The organism is Flavobacterium sp. A45, from assembly GCF_002001005.1.
GTDB lineage: Bacteria > Bacteroidota > Bacteroidia > Flavobacteriales > Flavobacteriaceae > Flavobacterium.
Window position 1 is genome coordinate 14,691 of sequence record NZ_MUNX01000156.1, and the last position, 20,912, is coordinate 35,602.

The following is a 20,912-nucleotide window of genomic DNA, read 5'->3' on the forward strand; positions in this document are numbered from 1 at the left end:
GCTATTGAAATTGATTTTTGCTATTGCCATTGAATTTTATAATTTCAAGAAATTCCCAAGAATCTTCTCTCCGACATCACCGCTTTTTTCAGGGTGAAATTGAGTTCCATAGAAATTATCATTTTCCAATGCTGAGGAATATTCTAGTTCATAATCTGTTGTGGCAATGGTTTCTTTACAGATAGGCGCATAAAAGCTGTGAACTAAATACATATATTCGTTTTCGGCAATCCCTTTGAACAAATCTGATTTTAGGTTGTAAATGTTGTTCCAACCCATTTGTGGCACTTTTACTTTTGGAGAAAATTTGATAACATCTACATCAAAAATCCCCAATCCTTCGGTATTTCCTTCCTCAGAAGAATTGCACATCAGTTGCATCCCCAAACAAATTCCGAATACGGGTTGTTTCAATGTTGGAATTAAAGAATCAAGACCACTTTGCTTTAACATTTTCATTGCGTAGCTCGCCTCTCCCACTCCAGGAAAAATCACTTTATCTGCTGCTTTTATTTCTTCTGGATCGTTACTCAAAACCGCTTTGAATCCCAACCTTTCGATGGCAAACATAATGCTTTGAATGTTTCCTGCTCCGTAATTTATGATTACTATCCCCCCAGCCCCCGAAGGGGGAGCTGATGCCGATTGTGTTTTATCTTTTTCCATATTTTTAATTTCAAACTTTGTAATTCCCCCTTCGGGGGTTAGGGGGATTTTACAACATCCCTTTCGTACTCGGCAAAATCATCTTTTCGGTATCACGTTTTACGGCTACTTTTATCGCTTTCGCAAAAGCTTTGAAGATGGCTTCGATTTTGTGATGTTCGTTTGTTCCTTCCGCTTTGATGTTGATATTGGCTTTTGCTCCATCAGAAAATGATTTAAAGAAATGATAAAACATCTCCGTTGGCATTTTACCTACCATTTCACGTTTGAATTCGGTTTCCCAAACCAACCAGTTTCTGCCTCCAAAATCAATTGCTACCTGTGATAAGCAGTCGTCCATTGGTAAACAAAAACCATAACGCTCAATACCTAACTTATTACCCAATGCTTTGGCAAAAACTTCTCCAAGCGCAATAGCGGTATCTTCAATCGTGTGGTGTTCATCAACTTCTAAATCGCCTTTTACCAAAATTTCCAAGTCCATTTGGCCGTGGCGTGCAATTTGGTCAAGCATATGGTCAAAAAAAGCAATTCCGGTTTCGATTTTACTTTTTCCTGTTCCATCTAAGTTCAGGTTGATATAAATATCGGTTTCGTTGGTTTTTCTTGTAATCGATGCCGAACGCGCTTCTAGTTTTAAAAACTCATAAATAGCTTTCCAGTCGGTTGATTGCAATACGATTACTTCGTCCAGTTCTTCTTTTTTACTTGAAATTTCAGCCACACCTAAATCATCTTCTGATTTCATGAAAATAGCTTTTGCTCCTAAGTTCTTGGCTAATTCAACATCGGTAATTCGATCACCTAAAACAAATGAGTTAGCTAAATCATATTCGGGGTTATCAATGTATTTAGTTAACATTCCAGTTCTTGGCTTGCGGGTTGGCGCATTGTCTTCTGGAAAAGAACGGTCCACAAAAATATCATCAAAAAGAACACCTTCGTTTTCAAAAGCTCTCAAGATAAAGTTTTGTGTTGGCCAAAAGGTGTCTTCTGGAAAACTGTCGGTTCCCAATCCATCCTGATTGGTAACCATAACCAATTCATAATCCATTTCTTTAGCAATTTTCGCCAAATATTGAAACGCTTTTGGGTAAAATTCCAATTTTTCTAAACTGTCTAATTGATATCCTTCTGGTTCTAAAACGATTGTTCCGTCGCGATCTATAAAAAGTACTTTTTTCATTTTCTAAGCTATTAATGCCTCAATTAATTTTTTATTTTCTTCTTCTGTTCCAATAGTCAAACGCAAACAATTATCACATAATGGCTGAGTTGTTCTATTACGGATTACGATTCCTTTGGCAATTAAATCATCGTATCTTTTATTAGCATCATCTACTTTTATTAAGATAAAATTAGCCTCAGTAGGATAGATTTTTTCAACGTATTTTATGTCAAGTAAAACTTTAAGTAATGCTGATCTTTCGCTTATAATAGCTGCGATTTCAGATTGTATAGCATTGGTGTTATCCAATCTTTCTAAAGCTCTTCTTTGAGTTAATTCATTGACATTATAAGGTGGTTTTATCTTGTTTAAAACCGCGATTATTTCTGCGGAGGCATAACAAATTCCCAATCGGATTCCTGCCAAGCCGTATGCTTTTGAAAGAGTTTGTGTGATAATCAAATTAGGGTATTGATCAATTTTTTTTAACCAACTTTCTTTTTCGGAAAAATCAATATACGCTTCATCAATTACGATCAAACCACTAAAATGCTCCAATAAAGTCATTACGCTTTCTTCTGAAAAGGAATTTCCTGTTGGGTTATTCGGTGAACACAAAAAGATCATTTTCGTGTTATCATCAATTGCCCTAAATATTTTTTCAATTTGAGGCTGAAAATTGGTTGAAAGCAATACTTCTCTATTTTCTACCGCATTGATATTAGCCAAAACGCCGTACATTCCGTATGTGGGAGGCAAAGTAATTACATTATCGATTTTTGGCTCACAAAAAGCCCTAAAAATCAAATCCAGTACCTCATCACTACCATTTCCTAACAGCATTTGGTTTGGATTCACGTTGTTTTGTTTTGCTAATATGCTTTTTACTGAAGCTTGTTGCGGGTCAGGATAACGATTTACCCCACTATTGAACGGATTTTCATTGGCATCCAAAAAAACCATATCAGCCGTGTCAAAATCTTCAAATTCATCTCTCGCGGACGAATAAGGCTTTAAAACCTTGACATTGTCACGAACTAAACTATCTAAATTAAAACTATTTGTCATTTTTAAGGGCTTTTAATCGTAATGTAACTGCATTTTTGTGGGCTTGTAATCCCTCAGCTTCAGCCATAATTTCAATAGCCGAGCCTATGTTTTGTATTCCTTTTTCAGAAATTTTTTGAAAAGTCATCGATTTGGTGAAACTGTCAAGGTTCACTCCGCTATAATTTTTTGCGTAACCGTTCGTAGGCAAGGTATGATTGGTTCCCGAAGCATAATCTCCCGCGCTTTCCGGAGTGTAATTTCCAATGAAAACAGAGCCTGCATTGGCAATATTATCTACGTAGAAAGACTCGTCTTTCGTGCAAATAATAAAATGTTCCGGCCCGTATTCGTTGATTAATTCTAAAGCGATAGTGTCATTTTCGACATAAATCAACTTTGAATTGGCAATGGCTTTCTCTGCAATGGTTTTTCTTGGCAATACTTCCATTTGTGAGTAAATTTCAAGTTCTACGGCATCAATCAAGTCTTTTGAAGTAGAAACCAAAATTACCTGACTGTCTGTACCGTGTTCTGCTTGGGATAATAAATCGGAAGCAACAAAAGCTGGGACTGCGGTATCATCAGCGACAATCAACAGTTCTGATGGACCTGCAGGCATATCGATAGCAACTCCAAACTGGGTAGCTAATTGTTTGGCAACAGTTACAAATTGGTTTCCGGGACCAAATATTTTATACACTTTTGGAATAGTAACCGTTCCAAAAGTCATTCCTGCAATAGCTTGGATTCCTCCTACTTTCAGAATTTTGGTTACACCACATAAATACGCAGCATACAAAATGGCTGGATTGATATTTCCATTTTTATCTGGAGGAGAACATAATACGATTTCGCTGCAACCTGCAAGATTGGCTGGTACTGCCAACATTAATACAGTTGAAAATAAAGGAGCCGTTCCGCCTGGAATGTATAAGCCAATTTTTTGGATTGGTCTTTTTTCTTGCCAGCAATTCACACCTTCGATGGTTTCCACTACTACACGATTTGTTTTTTGTGCAGCGTGAAATTTTTCGATATTTGATTTTGCCAATTGTATGGCTTCTTTTAGTTCTTTAGAAATAGTTGCTATTGCAGTTGCTATTTCGGTTTGGGAAACTTCCAATTCAGGAACGGAAACTCCATCAAAAAGAGAAGTATATTTTGCAACAGCAAAATCACCTTTTGACTGTACTTCCTTGAAAATTCCTTTTACAGTTGCTTCGATATCATCAACTGTTTTAGTTGGTCTTTCTAAAATGGCTGACCAAGTTTCTGGTTTTGGATTGTATATTTTATTCATTTTTTTAGCTACTAAGTTTCTAAGATGCTGAGCTTCTAAGTTTAGATTTCTTTAGGTGATTAACGGATTAAAGTACCATTTTCTCAATTGGACAAACTAAAATTCCTTCGGCACCAACCTCTTTCAGTTTATCAATCACTTCCCAGAAAGTATCTTTATCAATTACCGAGTGTACACTACTCCAACCTTCTTGTGCCAACGGTAAAACGGTTAGACTTCGCAATACGGGAAGGATTTTTCCAACTGCATCAATTTTGTCATTTGGAATATTCATCAAAATGTATTTCGATTTTCTGGCTCTTAATACCGATTCGATTCTGAATTTTAACGTATCAATTATTTTTTGAGATTCAGGGCTTACTTTTGGGGAAACGGCCAATACCGCTTCACTTTTGAAAATAACCTCAACTTCTTTTAAATTATTTTTGAATAAAGTGCTTCCGCTGGATACAATATCTACAATTGCATCTGCCAATCCTATATTTGGCGCAATTTCTACGGAACCGGATATTTGGTGAATGTCAACAGTTACTCCTTTAGAATTAAAAAAATCTATTACCGTGTTTGGATAAGAAGTTGCAATACGCATACCTTCTAAATCTTTTACTGATTTATAATTAAATGTTTTAGGGACTGCTACAGAAACTTTACATTTTGAAAAACCTAATTTTTGAATTACTTCAATTTTTTTTCCTTTTTCAACCAATAAATTATCTCCAACAATAGCTATATCAACTACTCCATCAATCAGGTATTGGGGAATATCTGAATTTCGTAAATACAAAACCTCCAAAGGAAAGTTTGAAGCTTCTGCTTTTAATTGATCTATCCCATTATCAATTGAGATTCCCGCGTCTTTTAGGATTTGGATGCTTTCCTCGTTTAAACGTCCTGATTTTTGAATTGCAATTTTAAGTGTACTCATTTTTAGTTTTTTAGTTTGTAGTTTAAATTAATGCTTGAGTACAAAGAATAGGTAATAAAAAACCCGTTTGATGTACTCAAACGGGTTTAGATTATTGTGATTTACACGCATACCATTAACACATCGCTTGAGAGCAATTATGAGAATGATGATGATGTAATTGAATTGATAACATAACTTTATAAAATTAGATAACTCTTTGTTTCTTTTGCAAATATAGAGGATAAATCAATTACAATCCAATTTTTATTTTAACGTTTCAATAATTATTTGTTAAATTAAATAAAACTTGATTCAAACGGCTTTATTGAATTATTAAAAACGAATTTATCTTGAGTGATATTTTTAATTTAAAATATAAACACCTATCAATACTGTTTTTTACGCATTATCAATAGGTGTTTAACCAACCCTAAATAATTATTAGTAACTTACTAATTTAATACAGCTTCCAATGAAGGTCCAGCAGCGACTAAACGTTTTCCTTCTTCAGTATCTGTATATTGTTCGAAATTTTTAATGTAACGCTCTGATAAATCTTTTGCTTTACTTTCCCATTCCGCTCCATCTTTATAAGTATCTCTTGGATCAAGAATTCCTTCACTAACGTTAGTTAATGCTGTTGGAATTGTCAAATTCAAGAATGGAATTGTTTTTGTATCAACAGAATCGATTTCACCGCTGATGATGGCATCAATGATGGCTCTTGTGTTTTTAAGAGAAATTCTTTTTCCTGTTCCGTTCCAACCTGTGTTTACCAAGTATGCTTTTGCTCCGTGTTCTTTCATTTTTCCAATTAATGTTTTAGAATACATTGTTGGGTGTAATGTTAAGAATGCTTCACCAAATGCTGGAGAGAAAGAAGGTTCTGGAGAAGTAATTCCTCTTTCAGTTCCTGCTAATTTAGATGTATATCCGCATAAGAAGTGGTATTGGGCTTGATCTTCATCTAAGATAGATACTGGAGGCAATACTCCAAATGCATCAGCAGAAAGATAAATGATTTTGCTTGCGTGTCCAGCTTTAGACGGTAATACAATTTTGTTAATATGGTAAATTGGGTAAGAAACTCTAGAGTTTTCAGTGATTGAGTGATCGTAGTAATCAATTTCTCCGTACTCATCAACTATCACATTTTCTAATAATGCATCTCTTTTGATAGCTCTCCAGATGTCTGGTTCGTTTTCTTCTGATAAATCAATTACTTTGGCATAACAACCTCCTTCATAGTTAAATACTCCATTGTTATCCCATCCGTGCTCATCATCACCAATTAAGTATCTTTTTGGGTCTGCAGAAAGTGTGGTTTTTCCTGTTCCTGAAAGTCCGAAGAATACAGCAACATCTCCTTTTTCACCAACATTAGCAGAACAGTGCATAGAAGCCATTCCTTTTAGTGGTAAATAGTAGTTCATCATAGAGAACATACCTTTTTTCATTTCACCTCCGTACCAAGTTCCTCCAATAATTTGTATTTTTTCAGTAAGGTTAAATACTACGAAATTTTCAGAGTTTAATCCTTGTTCTCTCCAATTTGGGTTTACAGTTTTTGAACCGTTCATTACAATGAAATCAGGCTGTCCAAAGTTTTCCAACTCATAATTCGAAGGTCTGATAAACATATTGGTAACAAAATGGGCTTGCCAAGCAACTTCCATTACGAAACGAACTTTCAATCTTGTATCTGGATTTGTCCCGCAAAATGCATCAACTACGTATAATTTTGGAGAGGTAGAAAGTTGTTTTAGAACTAGTCCTTTCAACTCATCGTAAATTCCTTGTGTTGTTGGAAAATTTACTTTGTCATCCCAATAGATGGTGTCTTTTGAAACTGAGTCTTTAACGATGTATCTGTCTTTAGGAGAACGTCCTGTAAAAACTCCTGTTTTTACTGCAACAGCACCAGTATCAGTTAAAGCTCCTTTTTCATATCCTTTTCTTTTATTAGAAATTTCAGCTTTGAATAATTCTTCGTAGGAAGGGTTATATACAACTTCATGGTAACCTGTGATTCCTAAATTGTGCAATTCCTGAATAATTTTGATGTTTTTCATGGTTTTAAATTTATGTAATTTGATGTGTTATTTTCTTTCTCAAAGGTACTTTAGCAAATAAATAAAAAAACTGATTTTTATCATGTTTGGCAAAAAAATATACGCAATCGTTTTCGTTTTTTGCGTTGTTTTACAAGTAGTTAGATGTTATTTATTAAATTTGAAAATAAACTAAATTTAAGAGGTAAATTTGTTTAAAACTGATTTTTGTCATATTTAAAACTCAAAATTATTAATTTATTTACATCATTATTCACAACTAAAATATAATATTATGTTTGATTGGTTAAAAATATTGTTTACTCCTACTGAAACACCAGAAATGACACAGTCTTTAATTGTATTGTTTATGGCTGTAAGCTTAGGTTTTTTCGTAGGAAAGATTAAGATAGGCAATGTTTCTTTAGGAGTTTCTGCAGTAATGTTTGTCGGTCTTTTTTTAGGTCATTTGGGTTTCAGTATGGAAGCTGAGTTAATCCAGTTTGTTAGGGAATTTGGTTTAATTCTATTTGTTTACGGTATTGGTATTCAGGTTGGACCTTCTTTTTTCTCTTCCTTTAAAAAGGAAGGGCTGGTTTTTAATGCATTAGGAGTTGGAACTGTTTTTTTTGGGGGCATTATTGCCTATTTAATTCATTTGTTTGCTAATGTTAAAATTGAAAATGCTGTTGGATTAATGTCGGGTTCGGTTACTAATACACCAGGATTGGGAGCAGCAAAATCAACTTTGATTGAAATACAAAAACAATTGAATCTTCCTGCAGACCATTTTTCAGATCCTGCAATTGCCTATGCAATTACCTATCCCATTGGAGTTTTCGGTATTATTCTTATCATTATTTTGTCAAAAAACTTTTTGAAAATTAATTTAGAAAAAGAAGTGGGGTTACTTAAAGAAAAAAATAAAGACTCTGATAATAAAATTATTCGCCAAAAATGCAGGGTTACAAAACAAGGAGTTGTTGGAAAAACATTCCGTCAAGTGTTCAAAGAATTTAATATTGATGATGTAATTATTTCACGACAAAAGCAAAGCGGAACTAAAGTCGTGTACTCTCCTTCTTTGGAATCAATCATTCAAGAGAAAGATGTTTTGATGGTTGTTGCAAAACAAAAGGATATTAATAAATTTATTGATACTGTTGGGAAAGTTTCAACTGATTTATTCATTGAATCTGAAGATGATGTTACAACAAAAATACTTAGTGTAACCAAAAAAACGGCTACCCACAAAACATTGGCACAATTGGATTTGTACAATCAGTTTGGTTTGAAGGTTACCCGTGTAATTCGTTCTGGATTAGAAATTTTGGCACAGCCTTCTTTGGAGCTTTATTATGGCGATACCTTAATGGTGGTTGGTGATAAAGAAGCTATTCTTGAAGCCGAGAAAATTATAGGTAATTCAAAGAAAATACTTTTGGAGCCGGATTTTCTATCGCTTTTCGGTGGGTTGATTTTTGGAGTAATTATAGGATCAATTCCAATTATGATACCTACATTGCCAGTACCACTAAAACTAGGTTTGGCTGCCGGACCTCTTTTGGCTGCTTTATTCATCAGTAGATACGGTGGTGTTGGAGTAATTCATTCTTATATCAATAACGGTGCGATTCATTTCATGAAAGATTTTGGAATTTGTTTGTTCTTTGCTGCGGTGGGGATTAAGGCAGGTCATGGTTTTTACGACAATTTTGTTGCAAATAACGGATGGATGTGGATTTATTATGGCTGTTATATCACTTTTGTACCACTTACGGTATTGGTATTGATTAGCCGTTTTGTGTTTAAACTTAATTTCTATCAAATGGTGGGTATTATGAGTGGATCTTATACCGATCCTGCAGCTTTGGCTTTTAGTACTAAATATTTAGATTCGGACATTCCTAATCAATCATATGCTACTGTTTATCCGTTAGTAACGATCAGTAGGATATTGGTAGCACAATTGCTTATTCTACTCTTTGCGAGTTGATGTTTTACCTGTTTATTTCAATTGAAAAGAGGTGTCTAAATTTAATAGACAACCTCTTTTTTTTATGAATCTTTGTCAAAGTTTTGAACTTTGACAAAGATTAAATTCCAATAAATTTTGTTATGAAAACGGAATTGCGAGAGGGATAGAAGCTGGCTACCAAAGTAGCGCGGATAGCCCGACCGCATTATGGTAAGGGGGCAGATGAGCGATATGAAAAGTAGCCCCCTTACCATAATGGGGTCTCGCCCTAATGCTTTTTATTGTTTTAAATTAATACTCCAAAAGTATTTTCAATTCGGTTTCAAACCGGTCTTTCGGCAAATACTGGTCTTCTAGCGCTTTTGTAAAAGGAATTGGCGAATCCAAACTTGCCACACGTTTTACAGGAGCATCCAAGTATTCGAAACAATTTTCCATAATCAAAGCCGAAATATCGCTGGCAACACCACCAAACATAGAATCTTCTTGATAAATAATCACTTTTCCGGTCTTTTTAACCGAGGTATAAATCGCTTCGGTATCCAAAGGTTGAAGTGTTCTTAAATCCAATACATCTGCATTTATTTCAGGGTTTTTGTCCAAAGTTTCCAAAGCCCAGTGTACTGCAGCCCCAAAAGTGATGATAGTAACATCATTTCCTTCTTTTAGTAAAGCGGCTTTTCCCAACGGAATGGTGTAATAATCTGTAGGGACGTCTTGCGACAAACTTCTGTATAATTGTTTGTGTTCAAAGAAGAGAACTGGATTTGGATCATTGATTGAAGCATTCAGCAAACCTTTGACGTCGTAAGGAAAGGCTGGATAAACCACTTTTAAACCTGGAGTTTTGGTAAACCAGGCTTCATTGGTTTGGGAATGAAAAGGTCCCGCCTGAGTTCCACCTCCACAAGGCATTCGAACTACTACATCGGCCTTTTCCAACCAGCGGTAATGTGATTTAGCTAATAAATTCACTATCGGGTTAAATCCAGTGGATACAAAATCAGCAAATTGCATTTCGACAATCGCTTTATATCCATTAATGGACAACCCCATTGCTGTTGAAACTACGGCGCTTTCGCAAATGGGAGTATTTCGAACACGTTCTTTGCCAAATTGCGCCACAAAACCATCCGTTATTTTGAAAGCACCACCATATTCAGCAATATCCTGCCCCATGATAACCGATTTTTCATGTCGTTCCATTGATTGACGTAAACTGCTGGAAATAGCATCTATAAAACGGATATTTTCTGTTTCATCATTCGGATTGAACTCTTCATGAACATAGTGTTGGTAAACATCATTTAGTTCTCCTTCGTAAGTAGGTACTATTTCAGGTTCGGCATTGGCCATAGCCCAACTTTCATCAATATCTTTTTTGATTTCTTTTTTGATTTCTTCGTCATGTTCTTGGGTAAGAATACCGTTTTGGTATAAAAAGCTTCTGTAATTGTCTACAGGGTCTTTTGCGGCCCATAAATCCATTAATTCCTGGGGAACATATTTAGTGCCACTTGCTTCTTCATGACCTCGCATTCTGAACGTTTTGAATTCCAGTAAAATTGGTCGTGGATTGGCAATCATCGATGTTTTTAATTTGGTCAACAAATTAAAAACTTCCAATATGTTATTTCCGTCAACGATATGACTTTCGATTCCGTATCCAGTTCCTTTGTCGGCAAGGTTTTCGCAACGGTATTGTTCGTTGGTTGGAGTAGATAATCCGTATCCATTATTTTCAATTATAAATAGAACTGGTAAATCCCAAACTGCAGCAATATTTAAGGCTTCATGAAAATCACCTTCACTTGTTGCTCCTTCACCTGTAAAAACAGCCGTTACTTTTCCGTTTTTCTGTAGTTTATTGGCTAATGCTATTCCATCGGCAACGCCTAGTTGAGGTCCCAGATGCGAAATCATTCCAATAATTTTATAAAGTTGTGTTCCAAAATGGAAACTTCGGTCTCTCCCTTTTGTAAAACCATTGGCTTTGCCTTGCCATTGAGAAAATAATCGATGCAATGGAATATCTCTTCCTGTAAATACGCCTAGGTTACGGTGCATGGGTAGAATGTATTCATCAGTGTCCAAAACAGCGGTTATACCAACTGAAATGGCTTCTTGCCCTATTCCTGAGAACCATTTGGAGACTTTTCCTTGTCTGATAAGGATTAACATTTTTTCTTCTACCAATCTGGGTTTCAGAATTCTTTTATATAGATCTAATAAAGTATCGTTAGTTAGGTTTTTTTTATCAAAATTCATTTTGGTAGTATTTGTTGCTATATCTCAAAGATAAATAAATATAACAGTTTAATTAAAAATTGTTATATTATTTTGAAATGTCAATAATTTTTAAAATTACTTATCTATTTTATTTTTTATCTTTGTGCTTACGAAGTTTTAAAAACTTCTAAAGTATTAAATACAGACATAATATGCAAAACATTCCTAGTGTTGACTTGCGTGATTTCCTTTCGGACGACCCGAAACGTAAACAAAAATTTGTAAATGAAATCGGAAGTGCATTCGAAGATATTGGCTTCGTAGCGCTTAAAGGGCATTTTTTAAACGATCAATTAGTTGATGAATTGTATGGCGAAATTAGAAATTTCTTTTCGTTGCCATTAGAAACAAAACACAGCTATGAAATTCCTGGAATTGGCGGACAAAGAGGTTATGTTTCTTTTGGAAAAGAACATGCCAAAGGCCGTAAAGAAGGGGATTTGAAAGAGTTTTGGCATTTTGGACAGTATGTGGACAAAGATTCCAAATATGCTTCGGAATATCCAGACAATGTTGAGGTAAAAGAATTACCACGTTTTAATGTTGTAGGTAAAGAAGCTTACCAAATGCTTGAAAAAACAGGTGTTTATGTATTGAGAGCTTTGGCATTGCATCTTGGATTGGATGAATTCTATTTTGATGAATACGCCAAAGACGGGAATTCAATCCTAAGACCAATTCACTACCCTCCTATTACATCTGAACCAGAGAATGCTATTAGGGCAGCAGCTCATGGTGACATCAACTTGATTACTTTGTTGATGGGAGCTCAAGGTAAAGGATTACAAGTTCAAAATCATAATGGAGATTGGATTGAGGCTGTTGCAGAACCAGATGAATTAGTAATTAATGTGGGTGATATGTTATCGCGTCATACCAATAACAAACTAAAATCTACAATTCATCAAGTGGTTAATCCGCCTAGAGAATTATGGGGAACATCGCGTTATTCTATTCCGTTTTTTATGCATCCGGTGAGCGATATGAAATTGGATTGTTTAGAGAACTGCATTGACGCAGAAAATCCTAAAAAATTCGAGGATATTACTGCGGGAGACTATTTATATGAACGATTAGTTGACTTAGGTTTAATCAAGAAGTAAAAAATAAATCCCAAAACAGAAATTCCAAATTCCAATAATACACTTTTGGAATTTGGTTTTTTTTATAATTTAAAAAATATGGATTTACAAGACCAATTAAAAAATCTTTTTCCAGACCACGAAATGGCTCCCGAGGAGGCAATTGAAAAAGAAGCGCATGAATTGTATGTTCAAAAAGAACCTATGATCTGCAAATTCGAAAAAAGAAAAGGAAAAGCGACCACTATCATTGAAGGTTACGAAGGAACCGACGAAGATTTTAAAATCTTAGCCAAAGAAATCAAAACCAAATTGAGTGTTGGAGGTACTTTTAAAGATGATTCTATTATTATCCAAGGGGATTATCGTGATAAAATAATGACTATTTTAAAAGAAAAAGGTTTTAAAGTAAAACGTGTTGGGGGATAATCCCCCTAACCCCCGAAGGGGGAATATTCAGCTTGATAAACTAAAAAATAAATTAAACCTATTTACCCCTAATAGGAGTTCCCCCTTTGGGGGTTAGGGGGATTAACAATGGCTATTCAACAATCCGAATTAATACTCAATCCTGACGGGAGTGTGTATCACCTTAATTTGAAACCCGAACACATTGCCCATGACATTATTTTTGTGGGTGACCAAGATCGAGTGGCAAAAATCACCAAACATTTTGATTCTATTGAATTTTCTACCCAAAAAAGAGAATTCAAAACCCAAACTGGAATCTACAAAGGCAAACGCTTAACAGTCATGTCTACCGGAATTGGCCCAGATAATATTGATATTGTTATCAATGAACTGGATGCGCTTGTCAATATCGATTTGGAAACCAGAAAACCAAAAGAAAAGCTAACATCTTTAAATATTATCCGAATTGGAACTTCTGGTTCTTTACACGCTGATATTCCCGTGGATAGCTTTGTGATGGCACAATTTGGTTTGGGACTTGATAATATGCTTCGCTCCTATTTGGTCGATGCTGTTTCTAATGCTAATATGGAAGAAGCTTTTATTCAACACACCAATTGGGATTTGAGAAAAGGGAGACCTGTTGTTATTCCTTGTTCTTCAACTTTGGAAAAAAGAATAGAAAGCGATAGAATGCATAAAGGAATCACAGCTACTGCAGGTGGTTTTTATGGACCACAAGGACGTGTTTTGCGTTTGAATATTCAGGATTCAACCTTAAATTCCAAAATGGACAATTTCCTTTTTGAAGGAACCAGAATTACCAATCTCGAAATGGAGACTTCTGCGATTTATGGACTTTCCGCTCTCTTGGGGCATCATGCTTTGTCGCTGAATGCAATTATTGCCAATCGTTCAAATGGAACTTTTAGCAGTGATCCATACAAAGCTGTTGATGAATTGATTGAATATACGCTTGAGAAATTGGCAGAAAATTAATTCAATAAAAATGAAATTAAGGGTAGCGAGACATACGAATGATTTAGATAAAATTGAAGCTTTTTATATTAATATTCTAGGCTTTGAACGCCTTGGAGGCTTTCAGAATCATAATAATTACGATGGTATTTTTATTGGAAAATCAGGATTAGATTGGCATTTTGAGTTCACACAATCTAAAGAAAAAGTAAATCATACTTTTGATGAAGACGATATTATTGTACTTTATCCTGCAACGATTTTAGAATTTGATGTTTTTTTTAATAGACTTATTGATAATAACATTTCTATTCTTCCTTCAAAAAATCCATTTTGGAATCAAAATGGGAAAATGTTTCTTGATCCAGATGGTTTCAGAATCGTTGTTTCAGATTTAAAGGTAATATAAATTAAACTCAGTTTTATAGCAGGTTTTAAGAATTCGTGCAATTATAATCGATTTTAATTTGTGAAATTCGTGTCTAATATTTGCGCTGCAATAAGCTTCTACATTACTTTTTTTAAAACTATCTTTGTGTTTTGAAAAATAAACTAATGAAAATAATACTTACTGGAGCTACGGGAGTTTTGGGATCGCATATTATGTATGACATTCTGGAACTTTTTATAAAACAAAATAATAACGGAAAACTTTTTATTATTGCCAGAAATAAAGGTAAAGTTGGTGCATTAGATCGCATTAACGAACTTTTGACCAGTGATTATACACCTTCCATTTTACTGAAAACTGGTTTAGAAAAACTGCATCAATATATCGAAATCATTGATTCGGATTTGGCGAATCTTCAAGATACTTTTTCCGAAAAAATAAAGGGAGCTTACTTTATCCATTCTGCGGGTTATGTTAATTTATCTACTGACGAAAACCTAAAAGAGAAAATTTTTGATGAAAATGCCAAAATCACCAAATCGCTTTTCAAGACTTTTCACCCTTTTATAAAGAAATTCATTTACATTGGAACAGCATTTTCATCTGGGATCCGTGGTGGATTGATTGATAATGATTTCCATAATCTGGATTTTACACCAGAGCATCGCAATGCTTATGAGGATGCCAAATTCCATTCGGAGAATTTCATTGCCCAAGAATGTAAAAAATTAGGTTTGCCATTTCAAATCTTGAGACCAAGCGTAATTGGAGGCAAAATGCTGGGAACCGAAAGTCCTTATTTTATTCCAAAATACATGGTTTTTTATCTTTTGGCTAAGTTCTTCCACTTTACTTCACAGCGAAAAGGTGAACAGGAAAATGTTCGTTTTATAATCAATGAGGAAACAGGATTGAACATTATTCCAGTCGATTATGTGGCTAAAGTGATTGTAAATACTTTCGAACGTGATGATATCGAACAACTAAACATCGTAAATGACAAAAGTTTCAATATTGTAAAAGGATTGCAGTTGATTATGAAAGAAGTGGGTTATACCAATTTTACTTTAATCAAAAATCCACTGGATTTCAAATACAAAAACACTATTGAAAAGCTGTATTACGAAAGCATTGGAAAACATTTAAAGCCTTATTTTATTACCAATCCCAACGAATACGATACTACTTTGCTGAATTCTATTCTTGAAATTCCAAAACTTGACAATGAAGCGTTTACCAATATGATTCGCTATGCCATTTTGAATGATTTTAAGGATATTAATGTATAAAAGTCGCTAAGTTTCTAAGCTACAAAGACTCTTAGGAAGATAGTGTCTTACTAACTTAACAACTTTAAAAAAAACTTAGTGCTTAGTATCTTAGAAACTTTAAAAAAAAAAGTACTTTTACAAAAAGCAATACAGTTCCCAACTTTTGGGTATTATGATACAACTTAACAAAGAGAATTTTTATCTAGCAAAGTCCAAGTTTCAGTTGAAAAAACCTTGGGATATTTTTGTTATCTTTTTTTTAAGCATTCTTATTACAGTTCCTTTATTTATAGTACTTCACCAAAATTTGATAGATCCACATTGGTATTTTAATTTGGATCGGATACTACTTTTTATTCTGGTTTTGGTATTTATTCACCTTGCTTTGTACGCCTTGAGAACCATAATTATCATTTGTTTGGCTGTCTATTTGTTGGTGCTCATCTATGGAAGCTTATTTGGAAGTTTTAGTTTTAATTCAGTTTTTGACGATTATAATTCGATGCTTTACACCATGAATAATAATCCATTTCCACAGGATATTATTGTCGCCAAATTGCTACCATTTCCCAATAAAGATGAAATCTTAAAAGCAATTGAATACGAGAATCCAAAGGTGAGAAACTTTGCCATTATGGCAACAACAAAGCATTTTAAGAAAATTCGTGGCTATTCCGATTACAGGAATTTAATCCAATGTTTTGCTGTATTTAAAGAAATCAACAGTCGTTGGAATTATGTAAATGATCCCAAAAACGGAGACTATATCGCGACGGCTCACGAATCGTTGCTTTATTTTTCAGGAGATTGTGACGATCATTCTATTTTGATGTCTGCCAGCATCAAATCCATCGGAGGCACTCCTAGATTGATACATACCAAAGGCCATATCTATCCCGAAATTTTAATCGGAAATAAAAGTGACCTTGAAAAAGTAAACTATCTGATCAAAAATGTATTATTTGTAGAAGAAAGCCGAAATAAACTAATTAATTACCATATCGACGAGCGTGGCCAGGTGTGGTTAAACCTCGACTATACCGCAAAATATCCTGGAGGGCCTTTTATGTCCGAAGAAATATTGGGAGCATTGACATTGGAATAAAAAGACGGTTAGGAATTAATACCATACACTGCACCGTGGCGACTGATTATTCTCATCTCTCACTCGAGCCAATTTTTTTTGCTTGTTTTGAAATATCTTTGTCATTAAGCAGATAAAGCTGCCTCCCTAGTTCCGCAAAAAAGGGAAAACCTATTTCATCATATTCATACACATTATCATTAAAAATTCCATCTTTGTTGACCAATAAAGTTGCCGAAACCATGAACTCTATATTTTTATCAGAGTCAACAATGTATGCACAATCGGTTAGTGTTCCATAAGCATCCCCTACTTTATTATATATTTTTATAGAAGTAGGTATGTTTTCTTTGGTGTCACCAAACATAAAAAATTTGCAATAGCCATCATAATATTCTTCGGCATCATAACCCGCATTTTTCGGTAAGTTCTGCATCGAAAAAAGGATAAATTCCCTGTCTTTTTCAGTGATATGGAAACGTTCGCTTTCTTTAAAGTTATTTGGAAAAACGATTCTTTTCAACGTATTATGCATGGATTCTAAAGGAAAATAATTTTTTTCTGAAAAATCAAAAGGCTCTTTTACCAATGTGTCATTATACAAATAACCAGTTCCTTTCTTTATTCTAGATAGTGTTAAAGGGGCATACTTTTGACAAGAATATGAGGGAAAAACCATTTTTGATTGATCTTCTTTTATTAACGTAATTGCTTTTATAGTTTTACTCCCTGAGTTGGCTGTGGATAAACGGTGGTTGATTCTAAAAGGCTTTATTCCTTTTGCAATCATACCATTATTTAAATAATCATAACCAATAAATTCAAATAAATTATTGCTTCCTTCATTATCGCTTACAGCAAATATTTTTGTGATTTCTTCAGAAAATCGATATGTATTCGGATTGCCATCAATTGTAAATTGGCTATTGATAGAGGTATTTGGAATAGTATTTAGCTTTTCTAAAGCCATTATTGCAATAGGGAATTTTACTGTACTGGCAGGATAAAAATAGTGGTTATTATTTAGATTAAAAGTAAAGTCTTTAAAAGTGACTTTGTTGTTTTTAGTTCGAATAATTTGAGTGTAAATAATTTGAAGCTCATAGCCTTCAGGATTATCCATCACCTTTTTTATCTTTTCACTATCAGAACGTAACGCTTTTTGCAGTATGTTTTGAGCGTATAAATCATTGGTCAAAAAGAAAAGAATTAGTATAAAAAATGATAACGTAGCGTAAAATCTTGACATATTTATAACCATTTTATTGTTTGTATGTTGTTTTCTTGTAAATAGGCATTAGATTTGCTAAAATGCTTATTCCCAAACCATTTTCCCTGATTGGCACTCATAGGCGAAGGATGCCCGGATTCTAAAACCAAATGTTTTTCTCTATTAATTTTACTTCCTTTTTTTTGAGCAAAACTTCCCCATAACATAAAAACTACATTCTCTTTTTGATCTGATATTTTTTGAATGACAGCTTCCGTAAAAAAGTTCCAGTTGAGGTGTTTATGGCTGTTGGGATTGTCTTTTCTCACGGTTAAGGATGCGTTTAGCAATAAAACGCCTTGCTTGGCCCAAGATTCCAGATTCCCCGATGTCGGCATAAATATTGAATCCAAATCGGTTGTTAATTCTCTAAAGATATTACGCAACGAAGGAGGAATTCTAACCGAATCATTCACCGAAAAGGATAAACCATTGGCTTCGCCATCACCGTGATATGGATCTTGTCCGATAATAACCACTTTTACATTTTCAAAAGAACAATTATTAAAAGCAGAAAAGATCAGCTCCTTTGGAGGAAAACAAACCGAATTTTGATATTCTTGGTCAACCGTATCCATCAATTCGTGGAAATAAGGTTTCTCTATTTCATCAGATAAAATGGTTTGCCAAGAAGGATTTAAGTTGAGGTTCATATTCAAAAGTTATTTCGCAAAGATACATGAAGATTTTAAAGAGATTACAGGAGATTAAAACTAAAAGCAATAAATGAAACCAAAGCTTCTTGATTTTATCTCCTGTAATCTCTGCAAAATAAGGCTATGTTTCTTTCTTAAATAACCTTATTTTTGTAACGTAAAAGCAAATTATTAAATGATCTCCATTACCGAAAAAACATTACAAGATTTACAATTTCCTACGGTTCTCGAAACGATTTCCGAAATATGTAATACTGATATAGGAAAACAAAAAGCCTTGGAAATAACTCCTTTTAGAGACAAAGACACTTTGATGAGCGCATTATTGCAGACCTCAGAGTATGTTTCCTCTTTTCAAAATAACAATGCCATTCCCAATCACGGCTTTGATGCCATTACATACGAAATAAAATTTCTGGCTATCGAAGACAGTTTTCTCGAAGTCGGTGGCTTTAGAAAAATTGCCACAATTTCAGAAACGACGAATCTTCTTTTGACGTTTTTAAATAAATTCAATGACTATTATCCGAATCTTTGTGCCAAAGGTTCCGGAATCCAACTTACCAAAGAGATTATCACACTTGTCGATGCTGTGGTAGATAAATACGGAGAGATAAAAGACAATGCTTCTCCCCGATTACTAGAAATACGTAGAGAAATGAATTTGGTTCGCGGAAAAGTGAATCAGAGTTTCGGTTCGGCTTTGACTCAATACAATAGTTTGGGTTATCTGGATGATATTAAAGAAAGTTTTGTGCAAAACCGTCGTGTTTTGGCTGTATTGGCGATGTACAGACGAAAAGTAAAAGGTTCAATACTTGGAAGTTCCAAAACTGGAAGTATTGCTTACATAGAGCCCGAAAATACGCTTAAATATTCTCGTGAATTGAGTAACTTGGAATATGAAGAAAAAGAGGAAATTACAAGGATTCTAAAACAGTTATCGAATGCGATTCGTCCGTTTTTACCTCTTCTGATTCAGTATCAGGATTTCCTAAGTGATATTGACGTAATTGCAGCCAAAGCAAAGTATGCCAATAGAATCAACGGAATTTTGCCAACGATTTCGGAGGAACGTCGTCTTTATTTCAGGGATGCTTATCATCCTATTTTGTATTTAAACAACAAACAGAAAAAGGAAGTTACACATCCGCAAACCATCGAACTAAGTCAAGAAAATAGAATAATAGTTATTTCGGGACCTAATGCTGGAGGTAAAACTATCTCAATGAAAACCGTTGGCTTATTGCAATTGATGTTGCAGTCCGGTATGTTGATTCCTGTTCACGAACGTAGCGAAACATTTCTGTTTGATAGAATATTGACAGATATTGGAGATAATCAATCTATTGAAAATCATCTAAGTACTTATAGTTACCGCTTGAAGAACATGAACTACTTTTTAAAGAAGTGCAACAAGAAAACCATGTTCTTGATTGATGAATTCGGTACGGGTTCTGATCCTGAATTGGGAGGTGCTTTGGCTGAAATCTTCTTGGAAGAGTTTTATCATAGAGAAGCATTCGGATTAATCACCACGCATTATTCGAATCTAAAAATTTTGGCAAATGAATTGCCTTTTGCTACCAATGCTAACATGTTATTTGATGAAAAATCATTAGAACCGATGTATAAATTGGTCTTGGGGCAAGCAGGAAGTTCTTTTACTTTTGAAGTAGCCTTGAAAAATGGAATCCCTTTTAGCTTAATTAATCGTGCCAAAAAGAAAATTGAGATAGGAAAAGTTCGTTTTGACAAAACGATAGCCAATTTACAAAAGGAACGCTCGAAATTGGAAAAAACTTCGACAAACCTCAAAGAGGAAGAAACTCGAGCGCGTGAAGAGAGTAAAAAAATGGAAAATATCAATGTTAAAATCAAACAAAAACTGGAAAGCTATCAAGAATTGTACGATAGTAGTCAAAAGACGATTTACATTGGTCAAAAAATAGAAGATATCGCCGAGAAATATTTCAATAATAAAAACAAAAAAGACTTGATTGGAGAGTTTTTGAAAATCATTGAAATTGAAAATTCCAAACGCAAAAAAGCCACTCCAAAAGAGGCTAAAGCAATTATCGAGAAGAAAAAAGAGATTATAAAAGAAGTAACCGTTGTTGTTGAAGAAATCCGTAAGGAAAAGAAAGAAAAGAAATTAAAGCCCGTAATCGAAAAGCCAAGACCTGTTCTAAAAGTTGGTGACAGAGTACGAATGCTGGACGGTAAATCTGTGGGAAGCATTGATAAGATTGAGAAAAACAAAGCAGTTGTCAATTACGGACTGTTTACTTCAAAAGTCAGTTTAGACGATTTGGAGTTTGTTGAAGCGGCTAAGAAATAATATTCAATAACACGCCTTT

At 34.4% G+C, this 20,912-nt stretch carries 17 protein-coding genes; 8 read left to right on the forward strand and 9 right to left on the reverse strand.

The genetic code is table 11. From position 1 onward, the window contains the following. Positions 1 to 36 precede the first annotated feature (36 nt). The 6 genes from hisH to pckA form a co-directional block, all read right to left on the reverse strand. On the reverse strand, positions 37 to 666 hold the full coding sequence (hisH, locus tag B0E44_RS18355) for an imidazole glycerol phosphate synthase subunit HisH (protein WP_077378860.1): 630 nt from the start codon (positions 664 to 666) through the stop codon (positions 37 to 39). Between the two features lie 49 nt (positions 667 to 715). After that, on the reverse strand, positions 716 to 1,852 hold the full coding sequence (hisB, locus tag B0E44_RS18360; RefSeq protein ID WP_077378863.1) for a bifunctional histidinol-phosphatase/imidazoleglycerol-phosphate dehydratase HisB: 1,137 nt from the start codon (positions 1,850 to 1,852) through the stop codon (positions 716 to 718). Between the two features lie 3 nt (positions 1,853 to 1,855). Beyond that, on the reverse strand, positions 1,856 to 2,902 hold the full coding sequence (gene hisC / locus B0E44_RS18365; RefSeq protein ID WP_077378866.1) for a histidinol-phosphate transaminase: 1,047 nt from the start codon (positions 2,900 to 2,902) through the stop codon (positions 1,856 to 1,858). After that, the gene (gene hisD, locus B0E44_RS18370) at positions 2,892 to 4,184 is read right to left on the reverse strand and encodes a histidinol dehydrogenase (RefSeq protein ID WP_077378869.1); all 1,293 of its coding nucleotides are present in this window, start codon (positions 4,182 to 4,184) and stop codon (positions 2,892 to 2,894) included. The genes hisC and hisD overlap by 11 nt, the downstream gene beginning before the upstream one ends. A 67-nt stretch (positions 4,185 to 4,251) precedes the next feature. Beyond that, positions 4,252 to 5,109 carry an ATP phosphoribosyltransferase gene (hisG, locus tag B0E44_RS18375; protein WP_077378871.1) on the reverse strand — a complete coding sequence of 286 codons (858 nt, stop codon included), beginning with the start codon at positions 5,107 to 5,109 and terminating at the stop codon, positions 4,252 to 4,254. 434 nt (positions 5,110 to 5,543) lie between these two features. Then, entirely contained in the window at positions 5,544 to 7,163 is a 1,620-nt protein-coding gene (pckA, locus tag B0E44_RS18380; RefSeq protein ID WP_077378874.1) for a phosphoenolpyruvate carboxykinase (ATP), read from the reverse strand. Positions 7,164 to 7,437: 274 nt separating this feature from the next. Between pckA and B0E44_RS18385 the strand changes: the two genes are divergently transcribed. Continuing rightward, on the forward strand, positions 7,438 to 9,138 hold the full coding sequence (locus B0E44_RS18385; RefSeq protein ID WP_077378877.1) for a putative transporter: 1,701 nt from the start codon (positions 7,438 to 7,440) through the stop codon (positions 9,136 to 9,138). Positions 9,139 to 9,411: 273 nt separating this feature from the next. Here the strand turns inward: B0E44_RS18385 and B0E44_RS18390 are convergent, their stop codons facing one another. Continuing rightward, positions 9,412 to 11,388, reverse strand: coding sequence for a thiamine pyrophosphate-dependent enzyme (locus B0E44_RS18390; RefSeq protein WP_077378880.1), 1,977 nt, complete (start codon positions 11,386 to 11,388; stop codon positions 9,412 to 9,414). Between the two features lie 173 nt (positions 11,389 to 11,561). Here B0E44_RS18390 and B0E44_RS18395 point away from each other — a divergent pair, with 173 nt between their 5' ends. The 6 genes from B0E44_RS18395 (at position 11,562) to B0E44_RS18420 (ending at position 16,647) form a co-directional block, all read left to right on the forward strand. Continuing rightward, complete coding sequence (locus B0E44_RS18395; protein WP_077378884.1) at positions 11,562 to 12,512, forward strand: isopenicillin N synthase family oxygenase; 951 nt, start codon at positions 11,562 to 11,564, stop codon at positions 12,510 to 12,512. 78 nt (positions 12,513 to 12,590) lie between these two features. After that, positions 12,591 to 12,920 carry a translation initiation factor gene (locus tag B0E44_RS18400; RefSeq protein ID WP_077378887.1) on the forward strand — a complete coding sequence of 110 codons (330 nt, stop codon included), beginning with the start codon at positions 12,591 to 12,593 and terminating at the stop codon, positions 12,918 to 12,920. A 108-nt stretch (positions 12,921 to 13,028) separates the two neighbouring features. After that, positions 13,029 to 13,901, forward strand: a complete 873-nt coding sequence (locus tag B0E44_RS18405) for a nucleoside phosphorylase (protein WP_077378890.1) — start codon at positions 13,029 to 13,031, stop codon at positions 13,899 to 13,901. A 10-nt stretch (positions 13,902 to 13,911) separates the two neighbouring features. After that, complete coding sequence (locus B0E44_RS18410) at positions 13,912 to 14,289, forward strand: VOC family protein (RefSeq protein WP_077378952.1); 378 nt, start codon at positions 13,912 to 13,914, stop codon at positions 14,287 to 14,289. A gap of 146 nt (positions 14,290 to 14,435) precedes the next feature. Further along, on the forward strand, positions 14,436 to 15,560 hold the full coding sequence (locus tag B0E44_RS18415) for an SDR family oxidoreductase (protein ID WP_077378893.1): 1,125 nt from the start codon (positions 14,436 to 14,438) through the stop codon (positions 15,558 to 15,560). Positions 15,561 to 15,714: 154 nt separating this feature from the next. Continuing rightward, positions 15,715 to 16,647, forward strand: a complete 933-nt coding sequence (locus B0E44_RS18420; protein WP_077378896.1) for a transglutaminase — start codon at positions 15,715 to 15,717, stop codon at positions 16,645 to 16,647. Between the two features lie 52 nt (positions 16,648 to 16,699). Here the strand turns inward: B0E44_RS18420 and B0E44_RS18425 are convergent, their stop codons facing one another. Together B0E44_RS18425 and ung are read right to left on the reverse strand one after the other, a co-directional pair. After that, on the reverse strand, positions 16,700 to 17,875 hold the full coding sequence (locus tag B0E44_RS18425; RefSeq protein WP_077378955.1) for a serine hydrolase: 1,176 nt from the start codon (positions 17,873 to 17,875) through the stop codon (positions 16,700 to 16,702). A 2-nt stretch (positions 17,876 to 17,877) separates the two neighbouring features. Further along, positions 17,878 to 18,549 (reverse strand): uracil-DNA glycosylase, encoded by a 672-nt coding sequence (gene ung / locus B0E44_RS18430; RefSeq protein ID WP_077378899.1) that lies wholly within the window; start codon positions 18,547 to 18,549, stop codon positions 17,878 to 17,880. A gap of 178 nt (positions 18,550 to 18,727) precedes the next feature. On the opposite strand from ung, the gene B0E44_RS18435 reads away from it, so the two are divergent. Beyond that, a complete protein-coding gene (locus B0E44_RS18435) occupies positions 18,728 to 20,893 on the forward strand; it encodes a DNA mismatch repair protein MutS (RefSeq protein WP_077378902.1) in 2,166 nt (721 codons plus the stop codon). Positions 20,894 to 20,912 lie beyond the last annotated feature (19 nt).